The sequence below is a fragment of the Streptomyces griseus subsp. griseus genome, from assembly GCF_003610995.1.
In the GTDB taxonomy this organism is placed as follows: Bacteria; Actinomycetota; Actinomycetes; order Streptomycetales; family Streptomycetaceae; genus Streptomyces.
This window is the reverse complement of the sequence record NZ_CP032543.1, coordinates 299,886-320,379: the sequence shown is the minus strand read 5'-3', so window position 1 is coordinate 320,379 and position 20,494 is coordinate 299,886. Positions and strand designations below refer to the sequence as shown.

Annotated in this window: 16 protein-coding genes and 1 pseudogene; 13 read left to right on the top strand and 4 right to left on the bottom strand. The window is 71.8% G+C overall.

Features of this window, described 5'->3' with window-relative positions; genetic code table 11:
* Nucleotides 1–203: 203 nt before the first annotated feature.
* A complete protein-coding gene (locus tag D6270_RS01435) occupies nucleotides 204–881 on the top strand; it encodes a helix-turn-helix domain-containing protein (protein WP_109167629.1) in 678 nt (225 codons plus the stop codon).
* Nucleotides 882–1,082: 201 nt separating this feature from the next.
* Here D6270_RS01435 and D6270_RS01430 read toward each other — a convergent pair whose 3' ends face one another.
* Entirely contained in the window at nucleotides 1,083–2,072 is a 990-nt protein-coding gene (locus D6270_RS01430) for an Acg family FMN-binding oxidoreductase (RefSeq protein ID WP_109167152.1), read from the bottom strand.
* 396 nt (nucleotides 2,073–2,468) lie between these two features.
* Here D6270_RS01430 and D6270_RS33595 point away from each other — a divergent pair, with 396 nt between their 5' ends.
* The 3 genes and pseudogenes from D6270_RS33595 to D6270_RS01420 all read left to right on the top strand — a co-directional run bounded on the left by D6270_RS33595 (nucleotide 2,469) and on the right by D6270_RS01420 (nucleotide 4,996).
* Complete coding sequence (locus D6270_RS33595) at nucleotides 2,469–2,852, top strand: universal stress protein (protein WP_239476922.1); 384 nt, start codon at nucleotides 2,469–2,471, stop codon at nucleotides 2,850–2,852.
* A complete protein-coding gene (locus tag D6270_RS32680; RefSeq protein WP_225976747.1) occupies nucleotides 2,815–3,090 on the top strand; it encodes a hypothetical protein in 276 nt (91 codons plus the stop codon). Before D6270_RS33595 ends, D6270_RS32680 begins: the two co-directional genes overlap by 38 nt.
* A 149-nt stretch (nucleotides 3,091–3,239) precedes the next feature.
* A pseudogene (locus tag D6270_RS01420) lies at nucleotides 3,240–4,996 on the top strand (GAF domain-containing protein).
* Nucleotides 4,997–5,085: 89 nt separating this feature from the next.
* Here the strand turns inward: D6270_RS01420 and D6270_RS01415 are convergent.
* Nucleotides 5,086–5,778 (bottom strand): response regulator, encoded by a 693-nt coding sequence (locus tag D6270_RS01415; protein ID WP_109167154.1) that lies wholly within the window; start codon nucleotides 5,776–5,778, stop codon nucleotides 5,086–5,088.
* A gap of 310 nt (nucleotides 5,779–6,088) precedes the next feature.
* Between D6270_RS01415 and D6270_RS01410 the strand changes: the two genes are divergently transcribed.
* The 6 genes from D6270_RS01410 (at nucleotide 6,089) to D6270_RS01385 (ending at nucleotide 12,816) form a co-directional block, all read left to right on the top strand.
* Nucleotides 6,089–7,426, top strand: coding sequence for a radical SAM protein (locus D6270_RS01410; RefSeq protein ID WP_109167155.1), 1,338 nt, complete (start codon nucleotides 6,089–6,091; stop codon nucleotides 7,424–7,426).
* Nucleotides 7,427–7,696: 270 nt separating this feature from the next.
* Complete coding sequence (locus tag D6270_RS01405) at nucleotides 7,697–8,458, top strand: DeoR/GlpR family DNA-binding transcription regulator (RefSeq protein ID WP_109167156.1); 762 nt, start codon at nucleotides 7,697–7,699, stop codon at nucleotides 8,456–8,458.
* A gap of 152 nt (nucleotides 8,459–8,610) precedes the next feature.
* A complete protein-coding gene (locus tag D6270_RS01400; RefSeq protein WP_109167157.1) occupies nucleotides 8,611–9,981 on the top strand; it encodes an ABC transporter substrate-binding protein in 1,371 nt (456 codons plus the stop codon).
* On the top strand, nucleotides 9,978–10,943 hold the full coding sequence (locus D6270_RS01395; RefSeq protein ID WP_109167158.1) for a carbohydrate ABC transporter permease: 966 nt from the start codon (nucleotides 9,978–9,980) through the stop codon (nucleotides 10,941–10,943). The genes D6270_RS01400 and D6270_RS01395 overlap by 4 nt, the downstream gene beginning before the upstream one ends.
* Nucleotides 10,940–11,830 carry a carbohydrate ABC transporter permease gene (locus D6270_RS01390; protein WP_109167159.1) on the top strand — a complete coding sequence of 297 codons (891 nt, stop codon included), beginning with the start codon at nucleotides 10,940–10,942 and terminating at the stop codon, nucleotides 11,828–11,830. Before D6270_RS01395 ends, D6270_RS01390 begins: the two co-directional genes overlap by 4 nt.
* Entirely contained in the window at nucleotides 11,827–12,816 is a 990-nt protein-coding gene (locus D6270_RS01385) for a zinc-dependent alcohol dehydrogenase family protein (RefSeq protein ID WP_109167160.1), read from the top strand. The genes D6270_RS01390 and D6270_RS01385 overlap by 4 nt, the downstream gene beginning before the upstream one ends.
* Before the next feature lie 147 nt (nucleotides 12,817–12,963).
* On the opposite strand, the gene D6270_RS01380 is transcribed toward D6270_RS01385, so the two are convergent.
* Nucleotides 12,964–15,153, bottom strand: a complete 2,190-nt coding sequence (locus D6270_RS01380; RefSeq protein ID WP_109167161.1) for a discoidin domain-containing protein — start codon at nucleotides 15,151–15,153, stop codon at nucleotides 12,964–12,966.
* 345 nt (nucleotides 15,154–15,498) lie between these two features.
* Between D6270_RS01380 and D6270_RS01370 the strand changes: the two genes are divergently transcribed.
* Nucleotides 15,499–17,232, top strand: a complete 1,734-nt coding sequence (locus D6270_RS01370) for a discoidin domain-containing protein (RefSeq protein WP_109167162.1) — start codon at nucleotides 15,499–15,501, stop codon at nucleotides 17,230–17,232.
* A gap of 60 nt (nucleotides 17,233–17,292) precedes the next feature.
* Here D6270_RS01370 and D6270_RS01365 read toward each other — a convergent pair whose 3' ends face one another.
* Nucleotides 17,293–18,267, bottom strand: a complete 975-nt coding sequence (locus D6270_RS01365) for a DUF3048 domain-containing protein (RefSeq protein WP_109167163.1) — start codon at nucleotides 18,265–18,267, stop codon at nucleotides 17,293–17,295.
* Between the two features lie 396 nt (nucleotides 18,268–18,663).
* Between D6270_RS01365 and D6270_RS01360 the strand changes: the two genes are divergently transcribed.
* Together D6270_RS01360 and D6270_RS01355 are read left to right on the top strand one after the other, a co-directional pair.
* A complete protein-coding gene (locus D6270_RS01360) occupies nucleotides 18,664–19,116 on the top strand; it encodes a hypothetical protein (protein WP_109167164.1) in 453 nt (150 codons plus the stop codon).
* Between the two features lie 292 nt (nucleotides 19,117–19,408).
* Entirely contained in the window at nucleotides 19,409–20,482 is a 1,074-nt protein-coding gene (locus D6270_RS01355; RefSeq protein WP_109167165.1) for a M23 family metallopeptidase, read from the top strand.
* Nucleotides 20,483–20,494: the final 12 nt, after the last annotated feature.

Sequence of the window (20,494 nt, the reverse complement as noted above, 5' to 3'; positions counted from 1 at the left end):
ACATCTCCTGGTGGGAGGGGAGGGGCTCGCCCTGGGTAAGGCGAGCCTAACCCGGCGATCTTCACCCTTCCAGAGGTACTCCGCATCGCGAACTCCCCGTGGCCGAGGAGGTGTACGTCCCCGGCTCCGCACTGCGAGCCGTACGGGCCCTCGCTAGCGTGGACGGTGCAGAGCCCCGCCCCGACGAGCAGAAGGACCTCACGATGGACCGACCCCCGCCCGCGGCGAGAGGCGACATCGGCCGACGCGTCGCGGCGCGCCGCCTCCAGCTGGATCTGTCCCGGCAGGACGTGGCCCTGCGGGCGGGCGCCGCACCCGGCTACATCCAGTACGTCGAGGAGCAGTCCGCCACCCCCGGCATCGGCTTCCTGCTCCGGCTGGCCGACGCCCTGGAGACCACGGTCCAGGAGCTGACCGGCGGGACCGTGGACCTGCCGGGCGGGCTCGGCCGGGCGGCCCGTGAGGCCCGGATGGTCGAACTCGACGACACCGAGTGCTGGGCCCTGCTCGGCGACCACGGCGTGGGGCGGGTGGCGCTGAACGACGGCGACGGGCCCGTCGTGCTGCCGGTGAACTACCAGGTGTCCGACGGCGAGGTCAGGTTCAGCACGGGGGACCGCTCCCCGCTCGCTGGAGCGGACGGTACGGAGATCGCCTTCGAGACCGACCACATCGACGAGGCCTTCAGCAAGGGCTGGAGCGTGCTGCTGGTGGGAACCGTCCGCACGGTGACGGACGAGGACGAGGCGCTCCGGCTCCGGGAGACGGCGTACTCCAGCCCCTGGGCCGGTGAGGGACGCGACCGCGTCATGATCCTCGCGCCCCGCCGCCTCACCGGGCGCAGGATCGTCGTGGACGGCGCCCCGGGCCAGGCCGGCTGAACCGGCGGCGCCGGGTGGGGGCGGTCCGCTCAAGGCGACGTACGCACCACGGGCGCTGCCCGGTCCAGATCATTCCGCCGGGTTACGCGGGGAAGGGCGACGGCGGCGGCAGCCGAGCCCCCCGCCGCTGAACGGAGCCGGCACGGAGCCGACGGAGCCCCGGAGCAGGCTGGTCCCGGGCTCCGGGTGCCGCCACGGCCGTCACTCCACGGTCAGGACCTCGTCGACCGGCCGGCGAGGGGTGGCGACACCCCGGGGCCCGTACCCGAACCGGAACACCATGTGGACGAAGCCGGTCAGGGAGCCGGGCTCGCGGGTCAGCGAGCGGAGTTCGGGCCATTCCAGGGGCTGCGACATCAGCGAGGTCGACAGCCCGTCGAGAGTGGCTTGCAGGAGTACGCGTTCCATGGCCTGCCCCGCCCGCAGCCAGTCGGCCGGGGAGTCGTCCAGTGTGCCCAGCAAGGCGATCTGCGGCCGCTCCTCGAAGGCGGCGACGGCCCGGCCCGGCAGGTCGCGCGGCGCGTCGAAGTCCCGTGCGGGGGCGGTCACCCCGTACTGGCGCGGGCCGAGCGCGTAGGAGGGGATGCCCTCGGTGGCGGGTCCCTCACCGGCCTTGCCCGTACGGGTCCAGGCGGCGATCTCCTCGCGCAGCGCTGCGTCGGCCGACTCGAAGAGTTCGGCGTCGCGCACCAGGTCCAGGACCGCCTCCGAGTGCCAGGTCCCCGGCACGATCAGCCGGCACCCCTCCAGGAGGGCGGCGCCGCGGAGCCCGTCGACGATCTCCCCCGGAATCCGCTCGTCGGAGAAGGGGAAGCGGCTGGTGTGGCGCTGCCGTACGGCGGGGTACAGCTCCGCCGGGTCCGGCTCCGCCGGGTCGGGCCCCTGGAGCACGACATCGGCCAGGTGCCAGGGGTCGCGCGGGTCGGGGAGCAGCTCGGTGGCGGCGCCCCACCCGTGCTGGGCGGCGGACACCCGCAGGTTGAACAGGGCGGCGCCGCATCCCAGGTGCAGCCCGCGCCCGTCCGGATCTCCGGCGGGCAGTGAGCGCGACGGGTCTCCGTACAGGGCGAGCGAACGGGTGCCCGCGCGGTGGACGAACCGCCAGGGCTGGGCGTTGTGCATGGACGGTGCGGTGACGGCGTCCTCGACCAGCGAGGTCACGGTCTCCACGAGCTGCTCTGTGGTGGGCATGGCTTCCTCTCCGGTGCTCCCTCGGCTCCAGCTTCCGCCGGGAACGCCAACGCGGGGAGGGGCCGAACGGCCCTGCCCCCGGACCGACCGGGGCCCCTCTCCGCCCCCTGCGGCCCGCACCGCCGCCCTTTCCCGATGCCAGTCTCGGAAGAGCTCCGGGCTGCGGACGGCAGGAGGACCCCTCATGAGCGGTACGGCGAGAGGCCAGGACACCGTGGTCGGTGCCGACCCCCGCGCGGACCGGTACCCGGCCGTCCGCTGGGCGGCCGACGAGGCCCGCCTCCGCGCCCCCGGGCGGCGGCTCGTCGTGGCCGTACCGCCGCTCCACGAACCCCGGCGACGCCCCCGCGCCACCGGGAGGCCGAAGAGGCCGCCGTACAGGACCTGGCGGCCGCCGTGGCCGGGGCGCGGGAGCGGCAGCCGGGCCTGCGGACCACCGCCTCCCGTCTCGAAGGGCCCCCGGCGCCTGTCCTGGCGGGCCTGACCCGCGAGGCCCGCATGGTGGTGCTCGGCTCCCGGCACCTGGGCAGGCTGGAGGAGTTCCTCAGCGCCGGTTCGCTGGTCGTCCCGGTCACCGCGCAGGCGCACTGCCCCGTGACCGTGGTGGGCCGGGCCGGAGGAAGCGCCGCGCGGCCGCCGTACCTCGTGGTCGGCGTCGACGGCGGCGAACCTCCAAGGCGGCGCCCGCCCTGGCGTTCGAGGAGGCCGGTCCACGGGGCTGCGCCCAGCGCGCGGTCGCGGTGTGGCAGCCGCCCCGGTGTTCTCGTTGCGCGGCGGTGACGCCCCGACGGAGGCCGAGCGCCGCCTGCTGGCCGAGCCTGTTGCGGGGTGGGCCGGGAATTACCCCGACGTCCGGCTGGACCACGAGGTGGTGACCGGGTCCCCGGTCGAGGCGCTCGCGGACGCGGCCGGACACGCCGTCGCCGTGGTGGTGGGCCGCCGGGGCCGGGGTGGCTCCACCGGGAGCGCCCGGACTCCGTCGTCCACGGGCTGCTGCACCGGGCCCCCTGCCCGGTGATCACGGCCCCCGCGCCGGCACCGGCATGACCGGGCCCTCCCACGGCGGCCTCATCACGGACACCTCGACATGAGCCGGCGCGGTGCGGCGGCTACGTTGGGAGGTGCGGACACGAGCGGTCCGCGCCCTCGACGCCGTCGGAGGTGTTCATGGGCGGCGACGGCCGTGAGACCGAACGTGCCAGGCTCCCGCGCTTGAGACTCGACGAACTCCTCGACGAGCTCCAGGGCCGCATCGACGAGGCCCGGGGGACCCGCGACCGGCTCAACGGCCTGCTGGAGGCCGTCATGTCGGTCGGCCGGGAACTGGCTCTGCCCCAGGTGCTCCGGGGCATCGTCGAGGCGGCGGTCGCGCTCGTCGACGCCGAGTACGGGGCGCTGGGCGTGATCGGCGACGACCAGAAGCTCGCCGAGTTCCTGCCCATCGGCATCAGCGACGAGGTACGGGAACAGATCGGCGGCCTCCCCTCCGGCCACGGCATCCTCGGCGAGCTGATCCGGCACCCGGAGCCCCTGCGGCTGGGCGAGCTCTCGGCCCACCCGACCTCGTACGGCTTCCCGCCCCACCATCCGCCGATGCACTCCTTCCTCGGCGTGCCCATCAGGGTCCGCGAGGAGGTGTTCGGCAACCTCTACCTCACCGAGAAGCGCGGCGGCGCCGACTTCGACGCGGAGGACGAGGCCGTCGTCTCCACGCTGGCGGTCGCGGCGGGCATCGCCATCGAGAACGCCCGCCTCTACGAGGAGGGGCGGCTGCGCGAGCGGTGGCTCGCCGCCGGCTCCGGCTTCACCAGCGCGCTCCTCTCCGGCTCGGCGGAACCGGAGGTACTGGAGGGGATGCTGGCCCGGGCCGTGGACATCGCCGGTGCCGACCTGGGCGTCTTCCACCTGGTGGAGCCGGACGGTGAGCTGAGCGGGTCGCTCGCCCGGGGGAAGGGGGCCGAGGCCCATCGCGGCCTGGCGCTGCCGTCCACCTGGGGCACCCTCGCCGGGGTCACGCTCGCCGCCGACGCCCTCATCACCGTTCCCGACGTGGCCGACGACCCCCGGATCACCGTACGGCCCGAGAGCTGGGAGGGGTTCGGCCCCGCGGTCGCCGTCGTCGTGGGACCAAGGAGAAGCTGAGCGGGGTCCTCATCCTGGCGCGGCTCCAGGGCGGTGCCCCCTTCGCCGGCCCGGAGATCGCCTCGCTTCCGGGGTTCGCAGGGCAGGCCGCGCTGGCGCTCGAACTGGCCGAGCGTCGCCGCGCCGCCGAGCAGGTGAGCCTGCTGGAGGACCGGGACCGGATCGCCCGTGACCTTCACGACCTCGCGATCCAGCGGCTGTTCGCCACCGGGATGACCCTCCAGAGCGCCCGCCCGTTCGTCGACCACCCGGAGGCGGCCGAACGGCTGGGCCGGGCGATCGACGACCTCGACACCACGATCAAGATCATTCGCTCCACCATCTTCGGCCTCCGTGAGCACGAGCCGACCGGAGCCGCCCCCAGACTCCGGACCAGGGTCGTCGAGGCGGTGGACACCGCAGCGCCCGCCCTCGGGTTCCCTCCCGCGCTGCGGATGGAGGGGCTGATCGACACGGACGTGCCGCAGGACGTGGCCGACCAGGTGATCGCGGTGATCGTGGAGGCCCTGAGCAACATCGCCCGGCACGCGGGGGCGCGGGAGGCGGAGGTGTCGGTCGTCGCCGACGACGGTGTGCTGACGGTGACCGCGACCGACGACGGCACCGGCCTCCCTCCTGACGCCCGGGGCAGCGGCCTGCGGAACCTGACCGAACGGGCCGAACAGCTGGGCGGCACCTTCTCCGCGGAGAGCGGCCCGCCCCCGCGCGGCGGCACGGTACTGGAGTGGCGCGTCCCGCTGCCTGCGGGGCACGGGGGAGGGCCGTACCGGACGGCGGGGTGACCGCGCCCCTCCCTGTCGGCCGCCCCGGCCGGCAGTTTCGGTCCGCTCACCGGCCGGGGCCTCGCCACGTCTGCCGCCCCGGGCGCCCCTCACCCGTCCTGCTGCCTGTGCTCCCGCACCTCTGTCGCGATGACGGCCGCCTGGACCCGGCGCTCCACCCCGAGCTTCCCGAGCAGCCGGGAGATGTGGTTCTTCACGGTCTTCTCGGAGAGGTAGAGCCGCTCGGCGATCTGCCGGTTGGTCAGCCCCTCGCCGATGAGGTCCAGCACGGAACGCTCCCGTTCGGAGAGGGCCGACAGCCGCTCGTCCTCCACGGGACCGGCGGGCAAGGGCGTGCGCAGGCGGCGCATGAGCCGGGCCGTGGTCGCCGGGTCCAGCATCGACTGGCCCGTCGCCACCGTCCGCACGGCCGACACGAGGTCCGACCCGTTGATCTGCTTCAGCACATACCCGGCAGCCCCGCCCATGATCGCGTCCAGCAGGGCGTCCTCGTCGTCGAAGGACGTCAGCATCAGACAGGCCAGCCCCGGCATCCGGGAGCGCAGCTCGCGGCAGACCGTGATGCCGTCCCCGTCGGGCAACCGCACATCGAGGACCGCGACATCGGGCCGGAGCGCGGGGCCGCGGGCGAGCGCCTGGGCGGCGGTGGACGCCTCCCCGACGACCTCCAGACCGGGCTCGGCCCCCAGGAGGTCGTGCAGCCCCCGGCGTACGACTTCGTGATCGTCCAGCAGGAAGACCCGGATCGGCGCCCCGGCTGCTGCGGTCGGTGTGCCGGACATCTGCGGCCCCCGGTGGTCGGTCGGCTCCCAAAGCTTCCACCCCGGGCTTCCACCTCAGGACTACGTCCAGGGCTTCCGCTCCAGGCTTACGTCCAGGGCTGTCCCTCCAGGCTCCGGTCGGGGTCAGGCCCCGGCTCCCGGTCCTACCCGCATTGTCCCAGGGGCGCGGCCCAAAGGCCCCCCGGATCCGTTTTCCGCTGGTCAGTGCGGGTGGCGGAAGGCGTTGGCGTAGGCTTGCCAGCCTGACTGGACAGACCTGCCCACCCGTGCGCGCGCAGTTGCGGTGGGGTGACTACGGAGGTTCGCGTACATGCCGAGCAGCAGTCGTACGGCACTGGTCGAGGACCTGATGGGGCGTTTCCCCGAGGTGCCCCGGGAAGCCGTCATCAAGGAGGACCTGCTGCGCGGCGGCATGGCCTTCGACGAATCCGCGCTCAGCGGATCGGTCGGCGGGGCCACCGGTGACGTGAAGCCGAAGTCGTACTTCATCTTCTCCTTCGACCACCGCACCCTGCCCGAGCTCGGTGCCGCCGCGCTCAACCGGCCGCCCGAGGAGGTCGTGCTCACCGGCGGCCCCTACGGGCTGCGCCGCACCGTCGTGTCGGTGCGCGTCAACCCCGACTCCCCGTACGTCGTGCGCGGCGGTGAGGACGGGACGCTCGGCCTCTACCTCGACGGGGCGCGGATCGCGGACGTCGGGCTGCCGCCGATGCCGGAGTACTACCGCCACCAGCTGTCCAACGGCAAGTCGGTGATGGAGGTCGCCCCGACCATCCAGTGGGGCTACCTCATCTATCTGACGGTCTTCCGGGTCTGCCAGTACTTCGGCGCCAAGGAGGAGTGCCAGTTCTGCGACATCAACCACAACTGGCGCCAGCACAAGGCGGCCGGCCGCCCGTACACCGGGGTCAAGCCGGTCGAGGAGGTGCTGGAGGCCCTGGAGATCATCGACCGGTACGACACCGCCGGCGTATCCCGCGCCTACACCCTCACCGGCGGATCGATCACCTCCCAGGTCGCCGGGCGTGACGAGGCCGACTTCTACGGGCACTACGCCAAGGCCATCGAGGAGCGCTTCCCCGGCCGCTGGACCGGCAAAGTGGTGGCGCAGGCGCTGCCCCGCGAGGATGTGCAGCGCTTCCACGACTACGGCATCCGGATCTACCACCCCAACTTCGAGGTGTGGGACCGCCGGCTCTTCCAGCTGCACTGCCCCGGCAAGGAGCGGTACGTCGGCCGCGACGAGTGGCACCGCCGGATCCTGGAGTCCGCCGAGGTGTTCGGGCCGCGCAACGTCATCCCCAACTTCGTCGCGGGCATCGAGATGGCCGAGCCCTTCGGCTTCACGAAGGTGAGCGAGGCCATCGACTCGACCACCGAGGGTCTGCGGTTCTTCATGTCCAACGGGGTCGTGCCGCGCTTCACCACCTGGTGCCCCGAGCCCACCACCCCGCTCGGCAAGGCAAACCCGCTGGGCGCGCCGCTGGAGTACCACATCCGCCTCCTCCAGGCGTACCGCGCGACGCTGGAGGAGTTCGGGCTCAACTCCCCGCCCGGCTACGGCCCCGCGGGACCCGGCCGCGCCGTCTTCTCGGTCAGCTCCTTCATGGACAGTCTCGAAGGTCTGGAGGAGGAGCCCGCCGTCTGAAGATCCCCGAAGATCGGGCACCGTTCCGCGGGAACGGGCACGATCCGGGCGCACGCCCCGGCCGAGCGGGCGCCGGGGGCGCCCGGAAAGCCCGCCGGTAGGGGTGTGACCAGCGGCGGTCCATCGATGTAAACGGGCATGAACGGGCAGAGGGAATCTCGCGAAGAGCCTGGTCGAGGGGGAGACCCTGCTTGTAAAAACGTCACATGGGCCCGAACGGACCGGCCCACCGCCTGAACAGCGCCACCGCAAGAGCCAGGGATGTGTGTCGTGGACACCGACGAACGCCGCAGAGGAATTCTCGACACCGCCCGGCGGGACGGGTCGGTCGAGGTGAACGCCCTGGCGGCGCTGTTCAAGGTGGCGAAGGAGACCGTCCGCCGCGATCTGCACGTACTGGAGGAGCACGGTCTCGTCCGCCGGACCCATGGCGGCGCCTACCCGGTGGAGTCGGCGGGCTTCGAGACCACGCTCGCGGTCCGCACCACCCGGAACGTCCCGCAGAAGTCACGGATCGCGGCCGCCGCCGCCGACCTCCTCGGCGACGCGGAGACCGTCTTCGTCGACGAGGGCTTCACCCCCCAGCTCGTCGCCGAGGCGTTCCCCCGGGACCGGCCGCTGACCGTCGTCACGGCGTCCCTGGCCGTCGCCACCGTCCTCGCGGACGCCGAGAAGATCTCCGTCCTGCTGCTCGGCGGCCGGGTGCGCGGCTCCACGATGGCCACCGTCGACCACTGGGCCTCCAAGATGCTCGCCGGCTTCGTCATCGACCTGGCGTACGTCGGTGCCAACGGCATCTCCCGCGAGTACGGCCTCACCACCCCCGATCCGGCCGTCGCCGAGGTCAAGGCCCAGGCCATGCGCAGCTCCCGGCGCCGCGTCTTCGCCGGGATCCACTCCAAGTTCGGCGCGGTGAGCTTCTGCCGTTTCGCCGGTGTCGGCGACTTCGAGACGATCGTCACCGACGCCGGGCTCTCCTCGGCTGAGGCCCAGCGCTACTCCCTGATGGGCCCCCAGGTCATCCGCGTCTGACCCGCCGCCCCGGTCCCGCACCGGCCGCACCACCCCCGTACCACCGCGCCCCGCCTCCCCCGTCGGGGCGCGGTCCGTCCTGCCCCCGCGCCGCCCTTGGCGCGACCCGCACGACCCGATCACCGAGCCGTTACGACTGATCAGGAGTCCCCATGCGCCATCACCCCCGCCGACGACACGGACCACGCCGCCTGCCGCGCACGGCCGCCACCGCCGCGGCACTCGCCCTTCTCGCCACCGGCTGCGCCGGGGCCGGCGGGACCTCCTTCGGGGGAGGCGACGCCCTCAACGTCCTGATGGTGAACAACCCGCAGATGGTCGAACTCCAGAAGCTGACCGAGGAGCACTTCACCAAGGAGACCGGCATCACCGTCCACTTCACGGTGCTGCCCGAGAACGACGTCCGCGACAAGATCAGTCAGGACTACTCCAACCAGGCCGGTCAGTACGACATCGCCACCATCTCCAACTTCGAGCTGCCGTTCTTCGCCGAGAACGGCTGGCTGCGCCCGCTGGACGAATACGTCGACGCCGACCCGGACTTCGACCAGCAGGACATCCTCCCGCCGCTGCGCGAGTCGCTGACCCACAAGGACGGCAAGCTGTACGCCCAGCCCTTCTACGGCGAGTCCTCCTTCCTGATGTACCGCAAGGACGTCTTCGAGAAGGAAGGGCTCACCATGCCCGCCAAGCCGACCTGGAACGAGGTCGCCGAACTCGCCGCGAAGACCGACGGGTCGCAGCGCGGGATGAAGGGCATCTGTCTGCGCGGCCTGCCCGGCTGGGGCGAGGTCATCGCCCCCCTCACCACCGTCGTCAACACCATGGGCGGCACCTGGTTCACCGAGGACTGGCAACCCCAGCTCACCTCACCGGAGTTCAAGAAGGCGACCAAGTTCTACGTCGACCTGGTGCGCAAACACGGAGAGCTCGGCGCCCCGCAGTCCGGCTACGCCGAGTGCCTCAACAACATGACCCAGGGCAAGACCGCCATGTGGTACGACGCCACCGCCGGCGCCGGATCGCTGGAGGCCAAGAACTCCCCGGTCAAGGGCAAGATCGGCTACGTGCCGGCCCCCGTGGAGCAGACGAAGAGCTCCGGCTGGCTCTACACCTGGGCCTGGGGCATGCAGAACGCCTCCAAGAAGGCCGACGACGCCTGGAAGTTCATGTCCTGGGCCTCCAGCAAGGAGTACGAGGAGCTCGTCGGCGCCACCAGCGGCTGGTCCAACGTCCCCGCGGGCAAACGCGCTTCGACCTACGCCAACCCCGACTACCGCAAGGAAGCAGGGGCGTTCGCCGACGTCACCGAGCAGGCGATCTCCGAGGCCGACCCCAACAACCCCGGCACCCAGCCGCGCCCCACGGCAGGCATCCAGTTCGTCGGCGTACCGGAGTTCACCGACCTCGGCACCAAGGTCGCGCAGGAGATCAGCGCCGCCATCGCGGGCCGCCAGTCGGTGGACGCCGCACTCGCCACCTCCCAGAAGCTGGCCGAGAAGGTCGCGGAGGAGTACCGATGACCACTACCACCGCCGTACGCCCGAACCCGCCCCGTCCCGCCCCGCCGGGCAAGCGCCCCACGGGCAGCAGAGCGAAGGCGTGGGCGACCCGCGCACCCCTCCTGCCCGCCCTTGTCTTCCTGATCGTGGTCACCCAACTGCCCTTCGTGGCAACGCTGGTGATCTCCTTCTTCGACTGGAACTCGCTCAAGCCGGACCAGCGCCACTTCACCGGCTTCGCCAACTACGGCTCCGTCTTCACCGACCCCGCCCTGCGGGAATCGGTCCTGACCACCGTCCTGCTCACCGCCACCGTGGTGATCGCCAGCGTCGTCCTCGGCCTTGCCTTCGCCCTGCTCCTGGACCGCACCTTCTTCGGCCGGGGCTTCGTCCGCACCCTGCTCATCACCCCGTTCCTGATCGTGCCGGTCTCGGCGGCGCTGCTGTGGAAGCACGCGCTCTACAACCCCGAGTACGGACTCTTCAACGGCGCGCTGACCTGGTTCGGGAACCTGTTCGGCATCGAGTCGATCGCCCAGCCGGAGTGGACCTCCGAGATGCCGCTGATGGCTGTCGCCGCGGCCCTCGTCTGGCAGTGGACCCCGTTCATGATGCTGATCCTGCTGGCCGGGCTGCAGAGCCGCCCCGCCGAGATGATGGAGGCCGCCCGTCTCGACGGCGCGGGCCCCTGGCAGATGTTCCGTTTCCTGACCCTGCCCCATCTGCGCCGGTACCTCGAACTCGGCGTCCTGCTGGGCTCGGTGTACATCGTGCAGAACTTCGACGCCGTGTTCACCATCACCGCGGGCGGCCTCGGCACCGCCAACCTCCCGTACACCGTCTACGAGACCTTCTACCGGGCCCATGAGTACGGGCTGGCGTCCGCCGTGGGCGTGGTCGTGGTGATCGGCACCGTGATCATCGCGACCTTCGCGCTCCGGGTGGTCTCCTCCCTCTTCCGTGAGGAGGCGAGCCGCGCATGAGCGCCTCGACCGCAGCACCGAACCGCACCCGCGCCACAGCCAAGGCCACCGCGCCGACGGCCCGGGCCCGCAGGCGCTCCACCGTCCTCGGCCTGGCCGCCTGGGCCGTCGGCATCGTCTTCTGCCTGCCCGCCCTGTGGATGGTGCTGACCTCCTTCCACTCGGAGGCCGACGCGGCGACCAACCCGCCGTCCCTGGCCGCCTCACTCACCCTCGACGGCTACCGCACCTTCTTCGGCGGCGACGGCGGACCGACCCCCTGGCCCCCGCTGGTCAACTCCCTCACGGCGTCACTGTTCTCGACGCTCCTGGTGCTCCTGCTGGCGCTGCCCGCCGCGTACGCGCTCTCCATCCGCCGGGTGCGCAAGTGGACCGACGTGATGTTCTTCTTCCTCTCCACCAAGATGCTGCCGGTGGTCGCCGGGCTGCTGCCGATCTACCTGTTCGCGAAGAACACCGGGCTCCTGGACAACATCTGGCTGCTCGTCCTGCTCTACACCTCGATGAACCTGCCGATCGCGGTGTGGATGATGCAGTCCTTCCTCGCCGACGTCCCCGTCTCCATCATCGAGGCCGCCCAGGTCGACGGGGCGAAGCTGCCCACCGTGCTGGGCCGGGTCGTCGCCCCGGTCGCCGCCCCCGGTATCGCCGCCACGGCCCTGATCTGCTTCATCTTCAGCTGGAACGAGCTGTTGTTCGCCCGGGTGCTGACCGGCGTGGTCGCCGGGACGGCGCCCGTCCACCTGACTACCTTCGTCACCAGCCAGGGGCTCTTCCTCGCCCAGCTGTGCGCGGCGTCCGTGGTCGTGTCCCTGCCGGTGCTCATCGCCGGCTACGCCGCCCAGGACAAACTCGTCCAGGGCCTTTCCTTGGGAGCAGTCAAATGAGGGCAGCCATCGTCGAGGCCCCCGGCAAGGTGTCCGTGACCACGGTCGAGGACCCCACGCCCGGCCGGCGTGACGTGGTCGTGAAGGTGGCGTCCTGCGGGCTCTGCGGCACCGATCTGCACATCCTCCAGGGCGAGTTCGCCCCCACCCTGCCCATCGTCCCCGGCCATGAGTTCGCCGGTGAGATCGTCGCCGTCGGCACCGGCGTCACCGAGCTGGCCGTCGGCGACAAGGTGGCCGTCGACCCCTCGCTGCACTGCCACGAGTGCCGCTACTGCCGCTCGGGCCGCGGCAACCTCTGCGACAACTGGGCCGCCATCGGCGTCACCGTCCCCGGCGGTGCGGCCGAGTTCGCCGTCGCCCCGGTCGCCAACTGCGTCAAGCTGCCCGAGCACATCGACGTACGGGACGCGGCCCTGATCGAACCGCTCTCCTGCGCGGTGCGCGGGTACGACGTCCTCAACGGCAACCTGGGCGCCGAGGTGCTGATCTACGGCTCCGGGACGATGGGCCTGATGATGCTGGAGCTGGCCAAGCGCACGGGTGCCGCCTCCGTGGAGGTCCTGGACGTCAACCCCCAGCGCCTGCAGACCGCGACGCTCCTCGGCTGCACCGGAGCCGCCTCCCGCGCCGAGGAGTTCGACCGGCCCGGCGGCTGGGACGTGGTCATCGACGCCACCGGCAACGCCGGGGCCATCCAGGACGGCCTCGGCCGGGTCGCCAAGGGCGGCACCTTCCTCCAGTTCGGGGTGGCCGACTACGGCACCACCGCGGTCATCGAGCCGTACCTGATCTACAACCAGGAGATCACCATCACCGGTTCGATGGCGGTCCTGCACAGCTACGAGCGGGCCGCCGCGCTCTTCGCGAGCGGGGTGCTGGACCCGGCCGTCTTCATCAGCGACCGGCTGCCGCTGGAGCAGTACCCGGAGGCGATCGACCAGTTCAAGGCGGGGGTGGGGCGGAAGATCGTGGTGCAGCCGTAGCCGTTCGGCCCGGCTCGGCGCCCGAGACCCAGGAGGAAGCCCTCCGGCGGACGGTCATGTCCGTCGGAGGGCTTCTGCCGTGCCGGCGGGCTGGCCGGTCCGGGCCGCCGGACACCGGACCGGCTCATCCGTCGTGCACCGGCTGGATCAGGGGAAGTTGACGACGGTCGAAGGGATCGTCGACGTTCCCGAGGTCGGGGAGCCGGTGTTGTTGATCACGTGCTGGTACTGCCCGTTGCCGCCGAGGGAGACGACCAGCAGGTTGTGGAACTTGACGCCCGGCTTGACCGGCGCCTTGAAGCCGTGTTCCTGGATGATCGTCGGGTCGACGTTGTAGTAGCAGTAGCTGCCCAGTCCCCAGCCCTCGTGCTGGTTCACCGAGTCGTCGACCCGGTAGGCCGCGTACCCCCTGGTGCTGCCGTTCTGGATGGCGGCCTGGTTGGGCGCGTCGTACGCCTTCTCGTTCTGGAAGAAGATCGTCCGGCCGCGCTCGCCGAACCACTCCACGTCGTACTTGTTGAAGTGTTCGACGAAGAGTCCGGTGGCCAGGACGTCGGCGCCGTTGACGCGGAGGCCGTAGTCGGCGCGGTTGGTCTCCCAGCCCCAGCCCTCGCCGTGGTCGGCGCGCCAGAGCCAGGTGTGGTCGATGATGGTGTGGTTGCTGTTGACGACCAGGCTGGTGGTCGCCTTGCCCGGGCCCGCACCGCCGATGCGGATGAACACGTCCTGCAGGGTGGTGGGGTTGACCGAGTGGTCGGCGGAGGAGCCGGGCGGGCCGACCTCCAGCAGGGTCGGGGAGTTGACCCGGCCGGCGTCGATGAGGAAGCCGGCGAGCTTGACGCCGTCGACATCGGCGACCTTCATCGCGGTCACCCCGTTGTCCGGGATGATCGTGGCGAGGCCGAGACCGAGGACGACGGTGTTGGCGCGGTTCACGTTGATGGTCTGGTCGATGTGGTAAACACCGGGCGTGAACAGCAGGTTGAGGCCCTGGGCGAGCGCCGCGTTGATCGTCGCGGCGGTGGCGCCCTGCTTGACCACGTAGAAGCGGCTCAGCGGGATGGACTCACCCTGCTGGTTCCCGCCCTCCCAGGAGACGCCGCGCGCGTTGACGCGCTTCGCCGGGACGAAGACCTTGTACTCGTTGCCGTCCAGATAGAGGAACGGCTTCTCGCGCGAGACCGGTGTGGTGTCCAGCGTGGTGTACGGCGGGTTCGGGAAGCTGGAGGCGGGCGCGCCCTGGACACCGGAGAAGGTCATGTTCCAGACGGCGTTGGTCCAGCCGCCGACCGAGCTGTCGCGGGTGTACCACTGCTGCTGGGAGTACGGGCCCACGGTGCCGTCGATCTTGCTGTCCGCGATGTAGCCGCCGCTGGCCCAGCCGTATCCGTCGGGCGCCAGGTTGAGTCCGCCCTTGACGTGCATCCGGCGGAAGGGCGCGGCCTGGGAGACGGCCCAGCGGTTGGTGCCGTTGACCGGGTTGAGGGTGAGGTTCTCCGCCGAGCGCCAGAAGTTCTGGGTGGCGTTCCCGTTGAACCAGCCCGCGTCCACGGTCACATCGCCGTTGAACGTGGTGGCGCCGGGGTTGAGACCGAGACCGGCGATCTGGGTGTAGAAGCCGATCTGGGCGTTGAGGTTGTTGTACGTGCCGGGCTTGAAGAGCAGTGCGTGCCGCCCGTTGCCGAACTGCGCGGACTCCTGCTGCCGGAAGATCTCGTCGACCTTGCCCTGGATGTTCGGCGTGGAGGGGTCGAAGACATGGACGTTCGGGCCGAGGTCGCCGCCGCCCGGGATCTGCGGGCCGCCGCCCCCGTCCCGCGTACCGAAGACCTTGAACTCCCACAGGGAGTAGCCGTATCCGGTGGCGCGCTGGGTGCCGGTCAGGCGTACGTAGCGGGCCTCGCCGGAGACGGTGAGCGTCTCGTTGCCGCCCTGGCCCGTGGTGGTGCTGTACGCGGTCGTCCAGGTGGTGCCGTTGGTGGAGAGCTCGATCCGGTAGCCCCTGGCGTACGCGGCCTCCCAGGCGAGCTCCACCCGGCTGAGGGTGGCCGGGGAGCCGAGGTCGATCCGTATCCACTGCGGGTCGGAGAACGCGCTGGACCAGCGGGTCCCGGGGTTGCCGTCCACGGCGTTGGCGGCGGTGAAGGGACCTTCGGTGCTGGAGGCGGTCGTCGGGCTGCCCTGGGAGAGCAGGACGGGCGCGGCCTGCGCGGGGGCGGCCTGTGCCACCCCGAGCAGGGCCGCGACCAGGGCGGTCACCAGCGCGAAGCCGATCGCGCGCCATCGGTGGAGTGCGGCCACCGGGGGCCGCGGGGGTCTGGCGAGGGCAACAGACATGCCTGATCTCCTGGGGTGTCATACGTGCGGGGGCGGGGGTGGGCGCAACTCCCCACCAAAGGGAGAGAGCGCTCTCTCGGTAGCCGAATGATTCTCCCGCGTTTCGGCCGCGTCAAGAGTTGTGCACAGGATCGCCGGGATCGGCCTCCGGGGCCGTCTGATGTTTCATCTCCTGAAAGCGCAGCGGGAGTTGGTGGAGATCTGGCATGACAAGTCGGGCGGGGCTCCGGCGGCGGGCGCGCCAACTGCCCGCGGCCTCTTGACGGTTGGTGTCGCTCCCGCCACGCTCCCCACAGCGGGGGAGCGCTCTCTCGGACCGAACCCGCTACGGAGCAAGGAGTTCATATGAATGCCCGTGGAACACCACGGCTTCGAGGCGCCCTGGCCTTCATGGCCGCGGTGGCCCTCCTGTTCACCCTCTCGGCAGCGCTCGCCCCGGAACGGGCCGTCGCCGCCGCCGTCCTCGTCTCCCAGGGCAAGCCGGCCACCGCCTCCAGCACCGAAGGCCCCTTCACCGCCGCCAACGCCGTGGACGGCAACCTCGGCACCCGCTGGTCCAGCGCGTTCAGCGACGACCAGTGGATCCGTATCGACCTCGGTACGAGCACGGCGGTCGGCCAGGTCGTGCTCAACTGGGAGGCCGCGTACGCCAAGGGCTACCGGATCCAGCTCTCCGCCGACGGCCAGCAGTGGACGACCATCCACTCCACCACCACCGGCACCGGCGGTGTCGAGACCCTCACCGTCGCGGGGACCGGCCGCTACATCCGGCTGCTCGGCACCCAGCGCGCCACCCCGTGGGGCTACTCGCTCCACGAGTTCCAGGTCTACTCCACCACCGGCGGCAACGAACCGGGCGGCGACGTCCTGCTCTCGTACGGCAAGCCCGGGTCCGCCTCCACCTCCCAGCACGACGGCACCTGCTGGCAGTGCGGCCCGGACAAGGCCTTCGACCGCGACCCCGCGAGCCGCTGGGCCACCAGCCCCGAGGGCGGCTGGACCGATCCGGGCTGGATCGCCGTCGATCTCGGCGCCCGCGCCGAGATCCACCGGGTGGTCCTCCAGTGGGACCCGGCCTACGCCCGCGCCTACCGGATCGAGGTCTCCGACAACGGGACCGACTGGCGGACGATCCACCAGACCACCACCGGCACCGGCTTCAAGGAGACCCTGAACGTCACCGGCACCGGCCGGCACGTCCGCCTGTACGCCACCCAGCGCAGCGGCCAGTACGGCTACTCGCTCTGGGAGTTCCAGGTCTGGGGCACCGGGGGAGCACCGACCCCCGCCCCGCCGCTGCCCGCCGAACCCACCTACGACCGGCTGGTCTTCAGCGACGAGTTCAACGGCCCCGCCGGCGCCGCGCCGGACCCCGCCAAGTGGGTCCCGGAGACCGGCACCGGCCCCAACAACGAGCTGGAGTTCTACACGAACAACAAGAACGCCGCCCAGGACGGCAACGGAAACCTCGTCCTGGAGGCCCGTCGCGAGCCCACCCCGGGCTCGGCCTGCCCGCGCGATCCGCTGAGTGGCAGCACCACCTGCCAGTACACCTCGGCGCGGCTCAACACCTACGGCAAGTTCCAGTTCACCTACGGCCGGGTCGAGGCGCGCATCAAGGTCTCCGGCACTCAGGGGCTCTGGCCCGCCTTCTGGATGCTGGGCGCGGACTACTTCGACAAGGGGCGCCCATGGCCCTACACCGGTGAGATCGACATCATGGAGCACGTCGGCAAGGAGCCGAAGACCGCCTACTCCACCCTGCACGCCCCCGCCTACAACGGCGCGGCGGGCTACGGAGGTCCCCACTCGCTGCCCGGGGGCGCGAACTACGCCGACGGCTTCCACACCTTCGCCGTGGACTGGAACAGCACGGGCATGACCTTCCGGGTCGACGGCCAGGTGTCGTTCCGGGTCGACAGGGAGGAGCTGGAGCGCACCCGTGGACCCTGGGTGTTCGACCACGACTTCTTCCTGATCCTCAACAACGCGGTCGGCGGTGACTGGCCCGGCCCGCCGGACACCACCACCCGCTTCCCGCAGAAGCTGAGCGTCGACTACATCAAGGTCTGGCAGTAGCCGTCCGCCGATAGGTGCGGCCCGGGCCACAGCCGGTGGCCCGGGCCGCACCCAGGAGCCTCAGCGGGCGGCGTACACGATCCAGAGCGGCCCCTCGGCCAGGTCGATCCGCTCGCCGCCCGGCGTGGTGAACCGCGTGTCCGCGTCCGCCGAGGTCCGCGCCCACCGGGCGTCGTACGCCTTGCCGTCGCGCAGCACCTGGGCGGTGCCCGAGCCCACGGTCTCGGTGAACGGGGTGTTGTTCCCGGACCGGTCGCCGAAGGCGGAGGGGCGTACGGTCACGTTCTGCACGATCACGGTGGCGGCCCCCAGCGGCCGGCCCTCGCTCGTACGGGCGGGGGAGCCGTCCATGGAGACCAGCCACCGCTCGCGCTCGGCGGACCAGGTGAAGGTGGTGCGCGCGGACGGGAAGCGGACCGTACGGCTGTCCTCGGTCTCTCCGCCGGGCGGCGCGGGCCCGAACCTCAGCCCCAGCGTCTCGACGGCCTCGGTCCCGGAAGCGGTGTACGGGATCCTCTCCGGCCGCAGATAGAGATTGTGCGGAGCCGGCCGCTCGGCGCCCCGGAAGTACGCCCGGGGCGCGGCCGACGGCGGTACGGCGTCCAGGGGCGCCCGGCCGATGGCGGGCAGGAGCCCGCTCTGGGCCCCGGAGAAGGCGAGCACCGGCCGGTCGAACTGGCGCAGCAGCTCCAGATCGGTCTCCCGGGCGCTGCGGACCGGGCCGATGACCGGCGGAACGTCTGAGGAGTAGACCGCGAGAAGCCTGCTCAGCCCGGCCTCCACCTGCTCCACATAGACGATGTCGGCGCGCTCCAGCCCGGTCTGCGGCCGGGCCGGTGCCACGTTGTCGATCTTCACCGCGAGCACTTTCGCGTCCGCCGGCGTCCCCGGCGGGCTGCTGCTGCGACTCTCCGGCCCCGGCCCGTTCCCGCCCGCGCACCCGGCCGCCGCGAGGAGGACCAGGAGGAGCGCGGCGAGGAGTGCGGCGGCCGGTGTCCTCGATCGGGCTGATGTGTTCGACCGGGTCACGGACATGGCGACCGCCCTTCCGGGGCACCGGCCGGCCGTTCCGGCGGAGCGTTGCCGCGTCGTTGCCCTTCATCCATCATCACGCGTCCGGACGGTTCGTGGTTGCTCCGGATCCGGAGCGGACGAACGGAGTCCGGGGTGGTGGCCGGAACGCGCGCTCATCCCGCAGGCCGCCGCGGTGCCGGGGCGCTCCTCGCCGTCCCCCGACGATCCCGCCCCCCGGGCCGGGGCGCCACCCGAGTGGCATCGTGCTCCCTGGCGCGGCCCGCCGTGGGCAGGCATGGCCGGGACCGCACGGCACAAAGCCAGGATTCCGCTTCCGACGGGACCGTTCGCTCTCTACGGTTGCACCAGCGACGGGTTACGTGCCCGTACGGTGACGGGTGAGACAGAGGGGGGCCGATGGAAGCCGAGTTGGCGGCACTGGCGGCATCCGGTGCGACGACGTTCGTGGGACTGATGGCGACCGAGGCCTGGTCGCAGGTGCGCGGGCGGCTGGCCCGGTTCCTGGCGCGGGGCGATGACAGCGGGGCGGTGGACGCCGAGCTGGAGGAGTCCCGCGAGGAACTGGTCGCGGCGCGCCGCAGCGGCGACGAGGAGAGCGCCGAGGACATCGCGGCGGCATGGCGGGTCAGGCTCCGCAGGGCCCTGCGCGACAACCCGGAGGCCGCCGGGGAGCTGAGGGACCTGCTGGACGAACTGGCCCCGCACCAGGCGACCGGCCCCACCGTCACGGTCAACAACAGCACCAACGGGGGCACCTACTACGGCCAGGTGATCCAGGCGCACGACATCTCCGGGCTGACCTTCCACGGGGGTGGGACGGCGCCCCGGCCGGAACCTGAAGGGCGCTGACCGTCGCGCCCGGGCGCTGAGCCCCGGTCCGGCTCCGGCTCCGGTCGGCCGTCCGGCCGGTCCGTCGCCCGCCCGGGAGCCCTGATCGACTCGCTCCGGTGTGGCCTGTTCCCGCTGGTTGACGCGCGTCGACCAGGGCCGCCAATCTTTGACAGGTGCACGCTAAAGCCTGCCCTTCCGGGCCAGGGCGGGATGCAGGACTCCGCCCCGAGTCCCGGAGCCGCGCCCGGCCGTCGCGGCCGACCTGTCCGCCCCGGTCCCGGCCGGTCCCCACGTGAAAGGAGCACCGCCTGTGTTCTCCGGACTACCTCTGAGAGCCACCGTCGCCGCGCTCGCCGTCACCGGGCTGCTCGCCGTCGCCCCTGTGGCAACGGCGGTCCCCGGCAGCACCTCGGCCGGGCCCTCCAAGGCGCCCGCCGCCGATGTCGTCGTGAAGATGCCGTCCGCTGTGGGCGCTCGTGTCGGCGCCGACCGCGAGCAGCTGATCGACGCGGTCACCGCCGACGCCCTCGTGCGATCCCGCGACGCCGCGCGTCTCGCTCCGGTGGCGGCCGTGTCGCGGCTTGCCGACGAGGGCCGCGACGTGGTCGTCGATGTGCGGGCCGCCGAGGGTGACTGGGCCCGGGGCGTCGCCTATGTCGAAGCCTCCCGTGACCGGCACGGCGGGCCGGAAGGGTGGCTGTACATCGCGCACCGGCAGGACGGGCGATGGGTCGCGGGCCTGGAGGGCGACCGGGAGTTCGCCGCCTTCGTCGCCCGGTCCCCGCTGGTCGGCGCGGCGGAGCGGCGGAACATGACGGCGTACGCGGAGCGCAGGGCCGATCCGCAGGCCTGGGTCGGCGCCGCTGCCAGCACCAACGGTCTCCTGCTGCCCTGGATGCCGGACCACTACATGACCCTCACCGGTGGTCCCCACTCCCACGACGGCGGCGCCGGTAACTGGAGCGCTCTCGACTTCGCCGGCGGCAACGCGAGCGGACTGGTCCGTTCCTCGCGCGAGGGCACGGCGACCTCGATGTGCGGCCCGGGCGGCGGGTGGACCCGGGTGATCCACCCCGGCGGATTCTCCACGGACTATTACCACATGCGGGGCACCACCTACTACAACGGTACGTCGATCGCCCGGAGCGCACTGCTCGGCACGATCGGGACCGACACCTGCGCCGGTGGCGCCGCGACCGGCGCGCATGTGCACTGGAGCCTGCGCACGTACGACGCCAACTACAACGGCCAGTACACCTGGTTGAACGGCCGAACCATCGGCGGCTGGGCGTGGTGGAACGGTTCCGGCCAGTACACGGGCTGCGGTACCCGGCTGGGCGTCACGGCGTGTCCCGGCACGGCGATCTACAACCGTACGGGCTGATCACCGCGGGCC

Bases quoted from the DNA above. Each gene is read 5' to 3' on its own strand.
- D6270_RS01385 (WP_109167160.1), top strand. From the start codon at position 11,827: ATGAGGGCAGCCATCGTCGAGGCCCCCGGCAAGGTGTCCGTGACCACG.
- D6270_RS01410 (WP_109167155.1), top strand. From the start codon at position 6,089: ATGCCGAGCAGCAGTCGTACGGCACTGGTCGAGGACCTGATGGGGCGT.
- D6270_RS01395 (WP_109167158.1), top strand. From the start codon at position 9,978: ATGACCACTACCACCGCCGTACGCCCGAACCCGCCCCGTCCCGCCCCG.
- D6270_RS01365 (WP_109167163.1), bottom strand. From the start codon at position 18,267: ATGTCCGTGACCCGGTCGAACACATCAGCCCGATCGAGGACACCGGCC.
- D6270_RS01430 (WP_109167152.1), bottom strand. From the start codon at position 2,072: ATGCCCACCACAGAGCAGCTCGTGGAGACCGTGACCTCGCTGGTCGAG.
- D6270_RS01370 (WP_109167162.1), top strand. From the start codon at position 15,499: ATGAATGCCCGTGGAACACCACGGCTTCGAGGCGCCCTGGCCTTCATG.
- D6270_RS01415 (WP_109167154.1), bottom strand. From the start codon at position 5,778: ATGTCCGGCACACCGACCGCAGCAGCCGGGGCGCCGATCCGGGTCTTC.
- D6270_RS01400 (WP_109167157.1), top strand. From the start codon at position 8,611: ATGCGCCATCACCCCCGCCGACGACACGGACCACGCCGCCTGCCGCGC.
- D6270_RS01380 (WP_109167161.1), bottom strand. From the start codon at position 15,153: ATGTCTGTTGCCCTCGCCAGACCCCCGCGGCCCCCGGTGGCCGCACTC.
- D6270_RS01435 (WP_109167629.1), top strand. From the start codon at position 204: ATGGACCGACCCCCGCCCGCGGCGAGAGGCGACATCGGCCGACGCGTC.
- D6270_RS01360 (WP_109167164.1), top strand. From the start codon at position 18,664: ATGGAAGCCGAGTTGGCGGCACTGGCGGCATCCGGTGCGACGACGTTC.
- D6270_RS01390 (WP_109167159.1), top strand. From the start codon at position 10,940: ATGAGCGCCTCGACCGCAGCACCGAACCGCACCCGCGCCACAGCCAAG.